Source organism: Amycolatopsis sp. NPDC048633 (assembly GCF_040650695.1).
GTDB lineage: Bacteria > Actinomycetota > Actinomycetes > Mycobacteriales > Pseudonocardiaceae > Amycolatopsis.
This window is the reverse complement of sequence record NZ_JBEZHS010000021.1, coordinates 132,078-145,987: the sequence shown is the minus strand read 5'-3', so window position 1 is coordinate 145,987 and position 13,910 is coordinate 132,078. Positions and strand designations below refer to the sequence as shown.

Here is a 13,910-nt window from a genome sequence, read left to right as displayed (position 1 = left end):
TTCACCCCTTGGGTCCGATGAGGACACTTGAGGGTGACTGTTTTCCGGCCCGTACGTGCGTAACTTCCTTCCATGGGCAGACCTCGTGCGGTACTCGTCGCCGCTTGCTCGCTCCTGATCGCCGTGGCGTGCCCGGCGATGGCGCGGGCCACCGACGGGCCCGGGCCGGTGTGCGACCACCAGCCCGCGGAGCACGAGGAAGCGCCTCCCGGGGCCGTCCCCGTCGATCCGGGCGTCGACGGGGACCTCTCGGCCAAGACGGCGGCGAACCCGCCCGGCACGACGTTCTGGCTCCGCCCCGGCACCCACACGCTCGGCACCGACCAGTACGGCCAGGTCTCCCCGAAGGACGGCGACGTCTACCTCGGCGCGCCGGGGGCGGTCGTCGACGGCCGCGGCGTCAACCAAGCGGCCTTCACCCAGCGGGCCCGCAACGTCGAGCTCCGCGGGCTCACGATCCGCGGGTTCGCCGCGCTCCAGGACCAGGGCGTGGTGAACCACGACTCCGGCGACGGCTGGCTCATCGAGAACACGACCATCGAGGACAACGCCGGCGCGGGGCTGATGGCCGGCGCGCGCCAGGTCGTCCGGCACAGCTGCCTGCGCAATAACGGCCAGTACGGGCTCAACGCCTACCAGGCGGGTGACGGCATCACCGGGCTCGTGCTGGACGGCAACGAGATCACCGGCAACAACACCGGCGACTGGGAGACCAAGGTGCCGGGCTGCGGGTGCAGCGGCGGCGCCAAGTTCTGGGCCGTGAACGGCGCCGACATCAGCGGCAACTGGGTCCACGGCAACCGCGGTGCCGGCCTGTGGGCGGACACGAACAACAACGACTTCCTCGTCGAGGGCAACCTGTTCGAGGCCAACGACGCCGAGGCGTTGTTCTACGAGACCAGCTACAACCTCGTGCTGCGCGGCAACACCTTCCGCGGCAACACGCTGGTGCAGGGCCGCGCGTTCGCGGCGCGCGGCGACAACTTCCCGGCAGCGACGGTGTACCTGTCGGAGTCGGGCGGCGAGCCCCGCGTGCCGGCGCGGACATCGGCCATCGACATCAGCGGGAACACATTCGAGGACAACTGGGCCGGGATCACGTTGTGGGAGAACGCCGACCGCTTCTGCACCAGCCCGGCGAACACATCCACGGGCTACTGCACCAAGGTGACTTCGAAGTCTTCGTGCACGGCGGGCACGATCGCGACTCCCCCGGCGTACGACGACTGCCGCTGGAAGACCCAGCGCGTGGAGGTGCACGGGAACACCTTCCGGTTCGATCCAGGTCGGGTGGGCTGCACGAGCCTCTGCGGGCGGATGGCACTGCTGTCGAACTACGGGACCTTCCCGGACTGGTCTCCCTACAAGGGAACCGTCGTGCAGGAAGCGATCACCTTCCGGCAGGGCAACCGGTGGCACGACAACTCCTACGCCGGGCCGTGGACCTTCGTCGTGCATGACACCTCCAGGACGGTCGACGCTGCGGGCTGGCGGGCGGCGCCCTACTCGCAGGACGAGTGTTCTTCGTTCGGCGGTGGGCCCGCCGGCTGCTGATCAGGAGCTTGCCGAGGGGGTCCGACACTTTTCGCCACGACTCCCGAGTTCGGACTCTTCTTTCCTTGCTGTCAAAGGGAAAAGTCGCGAACGGAGAATTCCGGACAGCGCACATCACCCGATTCAGCGATGGCGTTCGCACAAGTGTTCGGTACGGTCGGAGACATGTCCGCCATCCCCGCACCCCTCGACCGCGACGCGATCGACATCGTCCTGTTTAACGCGATGGGCGTCCTCTACTCCGCCGCCGACGACGTCGGCGACCTGCTCGTGCCCTATCTCCGCAGCCACGGCTGCGTGCTGCGCCGGGAAGAAATCGTTCAGCTGCACCAGGAATGCAGCCTCGGCAAGATGTCCTCCGCGGACTTCTGGGCGACGGCCGGCGTGGCCGGTGCGTCGGACGAGGAGTACTGCCGGAACCACCGCCTGACCGAAGGCGTGGTCGCGGTCCTCGCCGAGCTCGACGCCACCGGAGTGCGGCTCGGCTGCCTGAGCAACGACGTCAGTGAGTGGTCGAAGCTCCTGCGCGAGCGGTTCGGCCTCGGCGAGTACCTGACCGACTGGTTCATCAGCGGCGACACCGGAGTGCGCAAGCCGGCTCCCGAAGCGTTCACGGGCCTGTGCCGGCGCCTCGACGTGGTGCCGAACCGGATCCTGCTCATCGACGACCGCGCGGAGAACGTCTCGGCCGCGCGTGCCGCCGGGCTGCAAGCACTGCGGTACGGCACGGCTCACCTGTCCACAATGGACGGTTTGCGGAAGGAGCTCAGACCGTGGTGAAGCGCGCGCTCGGCTCGCCCCGAAGACGGCCCGCCGGCAGCCGCCGGTTGCAGAGAACCAGCAGCAGGTCCTGGGCCAAGCCGGTGAGCGGCGTCCCGGTGCCGTACGACCAGTCGAGATCGTCGGCACGCAGGCAGACGCCGGTCAGGTCGGTGCCGAAGTACTTCGCCTGCTTCGGCTTGACCCCGCCGAGAACCACCTCCAGCCGTTCCAAGGGCACGCGCCGATCCAGCCTGAGGGCGGTCGTGATGTCGAGACCGTGGATGACGTCGTGGCTCAGAGCACCGTCCGGTCCACCGCCGGGCGGCCGCCACGGGTGGTCGGCGTTGTCCCGCAACGAGGCGACCAAGGCATCCCGCGAAAGCTCGGCGGCTTCCTGGCGAGCCAAGCGATCGGCCATCCGGTTGAAGCGGCCCGCGGACTTCACCATCTCGCGCACGAACCGCCCGGTCGAGAACCGGAAGGGCATCGTCATGTGGGCCACCACCTCAGGCACCCGCCAGCCGGCACACAAGGTCGCCGAACCCCACTCGGCGGGCGCCAGCTCACCGAGCACTACGGCCAGCTCCCGCCGCTCGGCGGCGATCAGATCTTGGATCATCGGTCTCTCCTTCGCAGGTAGGTCACCCCACCGACGAACGCGAACCGCCCAGACCGACACCCAGAACGCGCGATGGCGCCCGCGCGCCGGCTGGGCCGGGGCAGCCAGTCACCAGGACGGCCGGGCTGGGATCCCGGGCACCGGCTGCGAAGGCCACGCTCCGCGCGAAACTCGGCCGACCGCGGAGTCGCTTCTTCGCCGCCCAGCGGCCCCACCGCCCGCCGGGCCGGTTTCAGCAACCCATCAGAAAGCAGATTCGGCCGCCACCACAGCGGGCTCGGCCGGCCCCGCGCCGGTGTCAGAGCCGTTCGGCCACGCGATCCACCAGCCATGCCGTCGCCGGGACCGCGGCCAGCGCGGCGCAGAACCCGCCCACGGCATCCGTCGGGTAGTGCGCGCCCAAGGCCACCTCGGCCCATCCCATCGCGAACCCGGCGATCAAAGCCAGCACCAGGACCAAGACCATCGCCGGAGCCCGGCCGAGGCCCAGCCGGTCAGCCAGCACCAGCGCGATCACCACCGCCAGCGCGGTGGCCAACGCCGTGTGCCCACTCGGATAAGAAAGGAACTCGCCATGGATGGTGCGGCCGACGATCGGCTTCAGCAGCGTCGTCACGGCCACCGTGACCACCACGCCGAGCACCGTCACCACCGCCGCCCGGATGCGGTGGACCAGGAAGCACACCGCCGCGATCAGCGCGACCAGGATCGTCGACCCCAGCGGTTCGCCGCCGAAGTCGAAGACCAGGGCCACGTACCGCCACGGCGGCTGGACGCCGTCGACCGACGGGAGCACCGCCGCGTCGATCCCCGTCAGCCCCGAGTCGTGGAAGTGCAGGATGCCGAGCGCGACCAGCACGGCCGTCGCGAGGGCGGCCGTCATGGCCAGGGGGGCGCGCAGCGCGGCCGGCAGGGCCGCGGGTGCCGTCCGGACCTGCTGCCTCACCCGCGCGCCTCGATCGCCGCCTCGTATCCGGCGATCAACCGGTCGAGCCCCACCGCCGGGGTGAAGTCCTTCTCGTACCGGACCCGGGCCGCGTCCCCCATCTCGCGGTTGCGGTCGCCTGCCACCGCCCGGAGCCGGTCTGCCAGCGATGCCTCGTCGTTCGGCGAGTGCAGGAGGCCGGTGACACCGTCGTCCACCAGCTCCGGAAACGCGCCGTGCGACGCCGCCACCGTCGGCACACCCGCGGCCATCGCCTCGACGACCACCAGGCCGAACGCCTCCAGCCACGTCGACGGCGCCACCACCGCCACCGCGTCGGCCGTCAGCGCCCGACACTCCGCCGTGTTCTGCAAGCCGACGTACGAGACGTCGGCGCGGCCGGCCGCCCAGGCGGCGACCTCGTCCTGCATCGGTCCCGTACCGGCGATGACCAGCGGGATCCCCAGGGCGCCGCCGAGGCGGTCCCACGCCCGCATCAACAGGCCGACCCCCTTCTCCTCGGTGACGCGGCCGAGGAACAGCACGTGCTTGCCGTCGCCGGTGCGGCGGACGCCGGGGTCGGTGACGAAGTTGTGCTTCACCGCCATCCGCTCGCCGGGCATCCCGGCCGACACCAGGAGGTCACGTTGGGCCGCCGAAATGCAGAAGAACCGCGCGACGCCCGTCCACCACCGGCGCCGGTTCGCGGCCGTCCTCGCCGCCATCGGGAGCGTCGCCACGCGTGACCCGCGGTAGCAGCCGTGTTTCACCGCAGGCAGGGGCGAGCCGCCGACGCACTCGGTGCAGATGCGGCCGTCACGGTGGAGGGTGCCGGGTGGGCAGACCATCCCGTAGTTGTGCAGCGTCGCGACCGCGGGCACCCCCGCGTCCGCGCAGGCCGCGACCACCGACGGCGACAGCAGCGGGAACGTGTTGTGGATGTGCACGACGTCCGGGCGGGACGCACGCAGCCGGGCGGCGAGCTCCTTGCGCACCGCCGGGTTCCACGGCACCGTCAGCGGCACCGCGGCCTTGCGGGGCAACGGCATGGACGTGATGTCGTCGCTGCGGCGTTCGAACAGCGACACCTGGTGCCCGCCCTCGGCGAGCAGCGTCACCTCGGCGTCGACGACGTTGTTCTCGCCGCTCGGCTGCTCGGACCGGTACCGGTTGTGCACCACGAGCACCTTCACGCGACTGTCCCCTTCGCCGGGATGAATGCTTGTTCGTCGGTCTGCGGCACCCCGCGGACCAGCAGCGACGCGGCCACGGCCAGGTGCAGTAGGTACGGCGAGGCGTCGCCCAGACCGGCTTCGGTGTAGGAGGCCGAAATCGAGTAGGTGATCAGGAAGATCGCGCACGCGCGCGCCAGCGACGGCGGCCGCAGCACGGCCACCACGACCAACGTGAGGAGGAACCCCGCCACCAGCGCGATCCCGACGAAGCCCTGCTCGTGGTAGATCGCGAGCCAGCTGTTGTCGATCGGCAGGCCGTCGTAGGACTTGTCCGTCAGGCCGACCCCGAAGATGTACTCCGACGTCGTCCGCGGGGCCTCCAGCAGCGCGTCCCACACCTTCGCGCGGCCGGTCAGGCTGGAGAAGTTGTCCGCGCTCTGCCCGCGGAGGAACCACGCCTGCAGCGCGCCCGCCAGCACCACGCCGGCGACTCCGCCGACGCCGATCGTCCACGCGAACACCTTCCGCGCGCGGGCGCTGGTCAGCTGCATCGACAGGAAGGCCACCGCGAGCCCGGCGATGAGGCCGAGCGTCGCCGTGCGGGTGTGCGTGAGCAACAGCAGGCCCAGCACCGGCACCACGATCGCCAGCGCGCTGCGCCACGTCGTGCGGCGCCCGAACCAGAGGAGGAGCGTGAGCCCGGCGATGACCGCCGCGTACTGGCCGATCTGCGGCGGCGTGAGCGGCCAGATCGCGCCCGAGAGCCGGCCGCCGTACTCCTCCGGCATCGCGTTGCCGGGCGAGACCACGAGGCCGATCGCCACTGACGCGAGCACGACGGCATACGTGCGGATGTGGGACCAGACGAACGTGAACCCGCCGTCCCACCAGCGGGTCAGCAACCAGAGCGTGGAGACGAACACCGTGAGCCGGAAGCACCGGAACAACGCGCCGGCGCCCTCCTGCAGGTCGGCGCTGGACAGGATGCTCGACACCAGCAGCAGCGTCAGCAGCAGCAGGTACGCGCTCGGCCGGACCCGCAGGTGCTTGTTCAGCACCAGCGCGATCACGAACGCCGTCATCAGCGCGCCCATGGTGACCAGCTGGCTGACCGACCGCGGCAGCGGGATGACCGTCTTCGCGCCGGTCGAGCCGAGCGTGTTGATGATCAGCAGCGCCCACGCGACGCCCGCCCACTTCGGCGTCGCCGACGCGGGCTTGGCCGCGGTGTCGCCGCGGATGCCCGCGATGCCGGTGTCCGCCGCCATGTCAGCCTCCGGCCTGTGCGGTGTACGTGCTGCCCGAGTCCTGCGAGTACGGCGAGCCTTCCCACTCGCCGACCTCGAGGATGCGGTCGGTCGTGTACGCGATGAAGGTCCACGGGCCGGCGTAGCTGTTGTCGTGCCAGCGGTTGTCCTGCTTGTACGTGATCGCCTCCTGGACGATCTCGCCCTTGTACGGCGACCAGTCCGGGTAGGTGCCGAAGTTCGAGAGCAGGCCCATCCGGCCGCACGACGCCTGGCAGCCGACGACCGCCGGGTCCAGGACGAACTTGTTGTCGTGGATGTCGACGTGCTGGGTCTTCCAGCGGCAGTCGCTCAGCAGCGGCCCGCTCGTGATGGCCGGGTCCGCGCACGTCTTGACGTCCGGGACGAGCCGGGTGCAGTCCCCGGACGAGGTGTTGGCCGGGCTGTTGCAGTACCGGTCGGCGTTCTCCCACAACGTGATCCCGGACCAGTTGTTCTCCAGGTAGTTGCGGGAGATCTCGATCTTCGCCGTCCGCGCCTTGACCCGCGGCTCGCCGCCGGACTCGGAGATGTAGATCGCCGGGGTCGGGAAGTTGTCGCCCTTGTCGGCGTACCGGCGGCCGTCGACCCAGTTGTTCTTGCGGATCGTGTTGTCGCGGATGATCGCGTTGTAGCTGATCTCGTAGATCAGCGCGGCGCTGTCGTTGTTCTCGATGAGGTTGCCCTCGATGAGGAAGTCGTTGTTGTTCGTGTCGGCCCACAGGCCGGTGCCGTGGTTGTCGTGCACCCAGTTGCCGCGCACGTCGGCGCCGTTGACGTCCCAGAACTTGACGCCGCCGGTGCAGCCGCAGCCGTCGATCTTCGCTTCCCAGTCGCCGGTGTTGTTGCCGGCGATCTCGTTGCCCTCGACGACCAGCGCGGTGATCGGAGTGTTGCCGGAGAAGGCGTTGATCCCGTACTGGCCGTTGCGGCGCAGGCAGTTGCCGCGGACCTGCTGGCGCGCGCCCGCCATCAGGCCGGCGCCGTCGTTGTCCTGGATGGTCGAGTGCTCGATCACCCAGCCGTCGCCGGAGTCGTGGTTGACGACGCCTTCGTCGCGAGGCGCGGCGAAGCCCTGGACGGTCAGGTAGGTGAGCTTGACGTTCGTCCCGTGGCCGGTGAACGCGTACTGGTTGATCTTGCGGCCGTCGACGACCGCGCCCGGGGCACCGATGTAGACGTCGCCGTCCTTGGGCGAGACCTGGTCGTACTTGTCGTCGCCGAGGATGTGCTTGCCCGGCTTGAGCCAGAAGGTCGTGCCGCCCCCGGCCGAGCGCGTCTTCGCGGCGAGGTCGCCCGGCACCGCCGGATCGACGACGACCGCGCCGGCCGGGGCGCTCGCCGGACCGGCCGGCTCCTTGTCGCAGACCGCCGCGACCGACCCGCTGGGGGCCGGGGTCGCCTGGGCGGGGCCGGTGGCGTCCGGGCTGCTCGAGCACGCCGCGACCGTGAGGAGGACGCCGACCAGCGGGGCGGCGCGGCGGAGGCGGAAGCGGCGGGCAGTCACGGGCGGGTCCTAACTGAAGCGGAGCACGGTGGCGAGGAGTCCGGGGGTCCCGGAGCCGACGAGGGTGGTCGAGGGTTCCTTGCGGCCGAAGCCCGCGGAGTACCAGCCGAGGGGCGGGTCGATCTCGCCGCGGTGGGCCGTCCACGACAGCTCGGGCGGCAGTTCCATGACGGCGGTGTGCACCGGGGCCACGGAACCCGTGGCGGTGCCCTGCCAGCGCAGGTGGGCGACGTTCCCCGCCAGCCGGACGGTGACCGCCGGGCCGAGGTGGAACGCCAGCCGCGCGGCCGGGCGGGTGTCGCCGAGCACTTCGTCGACGATCTTCAGCACGTCGCCGTCGAGGTCGACCGTGCGGCGGTGGACCGCGGGAGCGTAACCGTCGTGGGCCGCCGTCCAGCGGGAGGGTCCTTCGTCGGGAGTGCGCACGTCGAGCACTTTCGTGACCGCGTGCCGCGTCCACAGGAAGGGCCCGCCGGACACCGACTGGTCGGTCCCGCCCAGCTCGAGGGTGTTGTGGCCGAGCGTCGACCGGAAGTACGACCGCCACCGCGGCTCGCCGTGGTAGCAGAAGGTGCCCGGGTCGGCCAGGATGTCGACGCCGTCGTGGCGGACCTCCACCGACAACGCGTCCGCGTGGGCGTGCGCGGCGATCGACAGGAAGCCGTGCGGCCCGCCGTCGCAGCGGGCCCAGACGCGGCCCGACCGCAGGATCGTCATGCCCGCGTCCCGCAGGTGCGCGGGACGGCGGCCGGGGCGGACCCCGGAAGCCCGCGGGGTGCGCGAAGCGAGCGACGCGAACAGGGGTGTGCGGACGTCGTCGCCCGGGATCGGCGGCCACCAGCCGAGCCGGCCGAACAGCGCCTCGCCGGTCGCCAGCAGCGACGCCCAGCGGTCGGTCTCGAGACCGTCGACGATCAGGCCGAAGCCGTCGTCGGCGTCGCCCTGCCGCGGCGGCCGGAGCCGGTTGTCCACAATGGACGCCAGCGCGTCGGTCATCCGGAGCAGGACAGCCCACGTCGAATCCGGCACCGGCGTGCCCGCCGCGTCGGCCTCCACCGCCGCGGCCAGCCCCAGCTCCAGCACCAGGCCGTGGTACTCGGACGCCAGTTCGGCGTTCAGCCCGGAGTCGAAGGTGTTGCGGGCCAGCTGGACGTCCAGCGACCGCATCGCCTCGGTCCGCCAGCGCGGCGACTCCGGGAACCAGCCGAACGCGCACGCCGCGGCCAGCAGCCCGGCGTCCTCGGCGATGACGTGGTTGTTCGCCGACGAGCCGTGGCTGCGCAGCGTGGCGAGCCAGTTCTGGTGGTGCCACAGCTGGAGCTGGAAGTCCGGGTTCTCCTCGAACAACTCGGCGGCACCGGCCCAGCCGTCGAGCAGGCGGCGCGTCCAGACCCACGACAGCAGCCGGATGCCCAGCTCGATGCCGCTGACCCAGTGCGGCCCTTGCAGCGGCGGGTTCTCCGCCCACCACGAACGCAGGTGGGCGGCCACGCGCACGGCGTAGGCGTCCGAGCCCGTCAACGCGTACGCCGCGGCCAGCACGGTCAGGTGCTGGTGCCGCGACGGCTCCCAGATCTGCTTGATGTCGCCGACCGTGTCCTCCGACCGGTACGGCACGTCGAAGGCGTACACGTCCGAAGGCGCGCGGCGGCCGGTCTTCGGGTCGAGGAACCAGTCCGGCCCGACCAGGTCGTCGCGGACCACCCCGAAGTACTCGGCGCGGCCGGCCAGCAGTTCGTCGGCCGTCGCCAGCAGCCGCTTGACGGCCTCGCCGGACACCTTGCCCAGCACGCCTTCCGGCAGCACAGCCGTGAAACGCGGGTGCGACGGCCAGTCGGGCGGCTCCGGCAATGCGGACCGCCACTGCCGCTGGACGATGGCGTGCCGCGCGCGGCCGACGACCTCCGCCGGCCCCATCCGGGACAGCCGGCGCAGGTACCAGCCGGGACCCATCATGTCCGGGCCCCTGCCGCCGATGCCACGCTCGTCACGCCTGGACACCTGCCCTGGTCGGCAGCTCGATCCGGACCGGCGCCGCGTTCGAGACGCTCGCCTGCGCGGCGAGCGTGGCCAATGTCGTCGCGGCCAGGGAGGCCACCGAGATCGGCATCGGGCCACCCGTCCGCACCGCCGACAGGAACGCGTCGACCTCGGCGGCCTGGCCCTTGTCGCGGCCCTTCGGGATCCGGGAGCTGGCCCACTTCTTGCGCGAGTACACCGATGCGCGCACGAAGTCGTCGAACTTGAGCACCTTGCCGTCGGCCGTGAGGTCGAGCGTCTCCTTCGGGAAGCCGGACGAGCCGGTCTCCGCGTAGGTGATGACGGCCGTCGAACCGTCCGGGTAGCCGAGCGTCACCTGGACGTCGCCGGTGGCGTAGACGGACACCGGGTCGGCGTCGAGCAGCCAGCTCACCGTGTCGATGAAGTGCCCGCCCTCGCCGGCGAAGCGGGAGCCCTCGGTGGCGGTCTGGTTGTACCAGCTGCCGTGGTCGAGACGGCCGGCGTTGACCAGGTACCGGACGGTCGCCGGGCCGACACGCGGGCCGAACTGGCCGCGGGCCTCGTGCAGCAGCGGCGCGAACCGGCGGTTGAAGCCGACCTGCAGGCGGTCGTTTCCGGACTCCTCGATCGCGTCGAGGACCTTCTGGAGCTCCTCCGGGGACAGCGCCAGGGGCTTCTCGACGAACACCGACTTGCCCGCCAGCAGCGCCTGGCGGGTCAGCTCGGCGTGCGAGCTGTGCCGGGTCACGACGAAGACGGCGTCGATGGACGAGTCGCCGAGCACGTTGTCGATGTCGGTGGACGCGTCGGCGAAGCCGAACTTGCGCCGTGCGTTGGCACCGGAGAGCGCCGACGTCGTCGCGACGTGCTTGAGCTGGACGTCGTCGCGCTCGGCGAGGTGCGGCAGCAGCATCGACGACGCGTAGTTGCCCGCGCCGACGAAGCCCAGCCGCACGGGCTGCCCGGCCGGCAGCGGCGCGGCCTTGTGCTCGACCAACCCGACTCGGGCGGACGTGACCACGGGCTCCGTACGAGCGACCGCGTCCGGGTAGCGGAACAGCACCGCGACGGCCTTGAGCTCGCCCTCGTTCAAGGACTTGTACGTCGAAACCGCCTCGGAGAAGTCCGAGACGTGCGTGATCAGCGGCTCGACGTCGAGGCGGTCACGCGCGATCAGGTCGAGGACGCACTCGAGGTTGCGGCGCTCGGTCCAGCGGACCTGGCCGATCGGGTAGTCGCGGCCTTCGAGCTCGTACGACGGGTCGTAGCGGCCCGGGCCGTACGAGCGGGAGAACCGGACGTCCAGTTCCTTCTCGTAGTAGGCGTTCCACGGCAGGTCGAGCTTGCACTTGCCGATGTCGATCACGCGGCCGCGGTCGCGCGAGAGCTTCGCGGCCAGCTCGACCGGGTCGTTCGTGTTGCCACCGGCGGCAAGATACGTCTGGTCGACGCCCGCGCCGTGCGTCAGCTCGTCCACGGCGGTGTCGACGATGCCGGACGCCGGGTGCGCGCAGGTCAGCGCGCCGAGGCTCTCGGCGAGCTTGCAGCGCTCCGGGTCGGGGTCGACGCCGACGACGCGCACGCCGGACGACGTCAGCAGCTGCACGACGAGCTGTCCGATCAGGCCGAGCCCGATGACCAGCGCGACGTCGCCGATCTGCGGCTCGCCGCGGCGGACGCCCTGCATGGCGATCGACCCGACGGTGCCGAACGCCGCGTGCCGCGGGTCGACGCCGGCGGGCACACGCGAGTAGAGGTTCTTGGGCACCCAGTTGAGCTCGGAGTGCAGCGCGTGCTCGTTGCCCGCGCAGGCCACGAGGTCGCCGACCGCGACGTCGGTGATGCCGTCGCCGACCTGCTCGACGATGCCGCAGAGCGAGTAGCCGAGCGGGGTGTAGGAGTCCAGTTTGGATGTGACCTTGCGGTAGGTCGCCGAAAGGCCGTTGGTGGCGACGCTCTGCATGACCTTCGCGACCTGGTCCGGGCGGGCCTTCGCCTTGCCCACCAGGGACAGGCTGGCCTCGGACACCTTCATCATCTCGGTGCCCGTCGAGATCAGCGAGTACACCGTCCGCACCAGCACGCCACCCGGCTTGCACGCGGGCTCCGGGACCTCCAGCAGTGCCAGCTCACCGCTCTTGTAGTTCTGGACTACCTGCTTCACTTCGCTCCCGCCAATGCGTTCCGGTACCAGTATTCGAGGGTCAAGACGTGCCACAGATGCTTGCTGCGGTCCTGCTGACCGGCGGCGTCCTCGTCGACCATGCGCTGCAGCGCCTCGCGCCGCAGGAAGCCGGACTCGACGAGCACGCCCTCGTTGACGACTTCGCGCACCAGCGGCGCCAGGTCGCGGCTCATCCACGCCCGCAGCGGCGCGCTGAACAGGCCCTTCGGCCGGTGCACGATCTCGCTGGGCAGGATGTTCAGCGCGGCGTTCTTCAGCGCCATCTTCCCGCCGCGGCCGACGATCTTCTTGTTCCCCGGGATCTTGAACGCCGCGCGGACGACCTCGACGTCGACGAACGGCGTCCGCACCTCGGTGGACGCGGCCATCGTCGAGCGGTCGGTGTAGGTCAGGTTCAGGCCGGGCAGGAACATCCGCGAGTCGGCCAGGCACATGCGGTTGACGAAGTCGTCGAGCGCCTGGTCGTTGTAGGTGTCCGCGTGCTCGGTCAGGACGTCCTCGACCGAGGGCGCGAAGTCCGGGTTCACCAGCGAAAGCAACTCGTCCTGGTCGTACATCGTGTAGCTGCGCCGGAACGCCGTCTCCTCGGGCAGGCCCGCGAAGGACAGGAACCGCTTGGCGAACCGCACCGACCGGTACCCGCGCTTGGCCGACGCCACCGGCAGCCGGTCCACAATGGACTCGACCGGACGCCGGACCGCGCCCGGCACCTTGTGGTAGCGCAGTGCGATCAGGTTGGCGAGGTGCTTGCGGTACCCGGCGAACAGCTCGTCGGCGCCCATCCCGGACAGCATCACCTTGACGCCGGCGTCGCGCGCGGCCGTGCAGATGAGGAACGAGTTGATCGCCGCCGGGTCACCGATCGGCTCGTCGAGGTGGTAGGTCATCTTCGGCAGCAGGTCGAGCACCTGCGGCGCGATCTCGATCTCGTGCAGGTCGACGCCGAACTGCTGCGCGACGATCCGGGCGTACTTCAGGTCGTCCGGCATGGCCTCGAACTTGGCGTCCTCGGCGCGGAACCCGATGGTGTACGCGGAGATCCCCGGCTGCGAGCGCGCGGCCAGCGCCGTCAGGTAGCTGGAGTCCAGCCCGCCCGAAAGGAACGTCGCGACCGGGACGTCGGAGATCAGGTGCTTGGCCGTCGACTCGGCGATCACCTCGTGCAGGTCGACCTCGCCGTCGAAGGCCGCGCCCTCCTCGGCGACCTCGCGCAGCGACCAGAACCGGCCGCGGTCGACCTGGCCGTCCGGGCGGCAGCGCAGCCACGTACCCGGCTGCAGCTTCTCCGCGCCCTGGTAGGCGCAGCGGCTGTCCGGCACCCAGTAGTAGAGCAGCGACGCGATCAGCGCGGCGTTGTCGACCTGCAGCGACCCGCCGAGCTCACCGGCGAGGGCCTTGAGCTCCGACGCGAAGGCGACCCCGCCGGCGCGCTGGACGAAGAACAGCGGCTTGATGCCCAGCTGGTCGCGGACCAGGAACAGCTCGCCGGTGCCCTCCTCGAACATCGCGAAGGCGAACATCCCGCGCAGCTTCGGCAGGCAGTCCGTGCCCCAGCGCCGCCACGCCTGCAGCAGCACCTCGGTGTCGGACGTGCCGCGGAAGCGGACACCCGCCGCTTGCAGCTCGGCCCGCAGTTCCGGCGCGTTGTACAGCTCGCCGTTGTAGCTCAGCGCGAGGCCGTCGAGGACCATCGGCTGGGCGCCGGTCTCGGTCAGGTCGACGATCGAGAGCCGCCGGTGTCCCAAGTGGACTTCCCCGGCGCCGGCGCGGTGGTCGTAACGGCCGGAGCCGTCCGGGCCTCGGTGGGCCAGGGTCTTGGTCAGCCGGTCGGTCAGCGGTCCGCCGTCCGGCCAGAGATAGGTGCCTGCGATGCCGCACATCTCGAGTGCGTCCCCT

10 protein-coding genes are annotated in these 13,910 nt (G+C 70.9%); 2 read left to right on the top strand and 8 right to left on the bottom strand.

Features of this window, described 5'->3' with window-relative positions; all coding sequences use genetic code 11:
• The first annotated feature begins 138 nt into the window (after positions 1 to 138).
• The gene (locus tag AB0C38_RS31385; RefSeq protein ID WP_360680462.1) at positions 139 to 1,554 is read left to right on the top strand and encodes a right-handed parallel beta-helix repeat-containing protein; all 1,416 of its coding nucleotides are present in this window, start codon (positions 139 to 141) and stop codon (positions 1,552 to 1,554) included.
• Positions 1,555 to 1,719: 165 nt separating this feature from the next.
• Entirely contained in the window at positions 1,720 to 2,334 is a 615-nt protein-coding gene (locus AB0C38_RS31380) for an HAD-IA family hydrolase (RefSeq protein WP_360680404.1), read from the top strand.
• On the opposite strand, the gene AB0C38_RS31375 is transcribed toward AB0C38_RS31380, so the two are convergent.
• From AB0C38_RS31375 to asnB, 8 genes are all read right to left on the bottom strand, one after another.
• The gene (locus AB0C38_RS31375) at positions 2,321 to 2,935 is read right to left on the bottom strand and encodes a maleylpyruvate isomerase family mycothiol-dependent enzyme (RefSeq protein ID WP_360680401.1); all 615 of its coding nucleotides are present in this window, start codon (positions 2,933 to 2,935) and stop codon (positions 2,321 to 2,323) included. The genes AB0C38_RS31380 and AB0C38_RS31375 overlap by 14 nt on opposite strands.
• A 298-nt stretch (positions 2,936 to 3,233) precedes the next feature.
• Positions 3,234 to 3,881, bottom strand: coding sequence for a phosphatase PAP2 family protein (locus AB0C38_RS31370; RefSeq protein WP_360680398.1), 648 nt, complete (start codon positions 3,879 to 3,881; stop codon positions 3,234 to 3,236).
• The gene (locus AB0C38_RS31365) at positions 3,878 to 5,053 is read right to left on the bottom strand and encodes a glycosyltransferase (RefSeq protein WP_360680396.1); all 1,176 of its coding nucleotides are present in this window, start codon (positions 5,051 to 5,053) and stop codon (positions 3,878 to 3,880) included. The genes AB0C38_RS31370 and AB0C38_RS31365 overlap by 4 nt, the downstream gene beginning before the upstream one ends.
• On the bottom strand, positions 5,050 to 6,303 hold the full coding sequence (locus AB0C38_RS31360; RefSeq protein WP_360680393.1) for an O-antigen ligase domain-containing protein: 1,254 nt from the start codon (positions 6,301 to 6,303) through the stop codon (positions 5,050 to 5,052). Before AB0C38_RS31360 ends, AB0C38_RS31365 begins: the two co-directional genes overlap by 4 nt.
• Before the next feature lies 1 nt (position 6,304).
• Positions 6,305 to 7,828 carry a right-handed parallel beta-helix repeat-containing protein gene (locus AB0C38_RS31355; RefSeq protein ID WP_360680390.1) on the bottom strand — a complete coding sequence of 508 codons (1,524 nt, stop codon included), beginning with the start codon at positions 7,826 to 7,828 and terminating at the stop codon, positions 6,305 to 6,307.
• Between the two features lie 9 nt (positions 7,829 to 7,837).
• On the bottom strand, positions 7,838 to 9,784 hold the full coding sequence (locus tag AB0C38_RS31350; RefSeq protein WP_360680460.1) for an alginate lyase family protein: 1,947 nt from the start codon (positions 9,782 to 9,784) through the stop codon (positions 7,838 to 7,840).
• A 31-nt stretch (positions 9,785 to 9,815) separates the two neighbouring features.
• Entirely contained in the window at positions 9,816 to 11,993 is a 2,178-nt protein-coding gene (locus AB0C38_RS31345) for a bi-domain-containing oxidoreductase (protein WP_360680387.1), read from the bottom strand.
• A complete protein-coding gene (gene asnB, locus AB0C38_RS31340; RefSeq protein WP_360680384.1) occupies positions 11,990 to 13,894 on the bottom strand; it encodes an asparagine synthase (glutamine-hydrolyzing) in 1,905 nt (634 codons plus the stop codon). The genes AB0C38_RS31345 and asnB overlap by 4 nt, the downstream gene beginning before the upstream one ends.
• Positions 13,895 to 13,910: the final 16 nt, after the last annotated feature.

Excerpts from the sequence above, each read along its gene's own strand:
- AB0C38_RS31385 (WP_360680462.1), top strand. The coding sequence starts at position 139 with ATGGCGCGGGCCACCGACGGGCCCGGGCCGGTGTGCGACCACCAGCCC.
- AB0C38_RS31380 (WP_360680404.1), top strand. The coding sequence starts at position 1,720 with ATGTCCGCCATCCCCGCACCCCTCGACCGCGACGCGATCGACATCGTC.
- AB0C38_RS31375 (WP_360680401.1), bottom strand. The coding sequence starts at position 2,935 with ATGATCCAAGATCTGATCGCCGCCGAGCGGCGGGAGCTGGCCGTAGTG.
- AB0C38_RS31360 (WP_360680393.1), bottom strand. The coding sequence starts at position 6,303 with ATGGCGGCGGACACCGGCATCGCGGGCATCCGCGGCGACACCGCGGCC.
- AB0C38_RS31350 (WP_360680460.1), bottom strand. The coding sequence starts at position 9,784 with ATGATGGGTCCCGGCTGGTACCTGCGCCGGCTGTCCCGGATGGGGCCG.
- asnB (WP_360680384.1), bottom strand. The coding sequence starts at position 13,894 with ATGTGCGGCATCGCAGGCACCTATCTCTGGCCGGACGGCGGACCGCTG.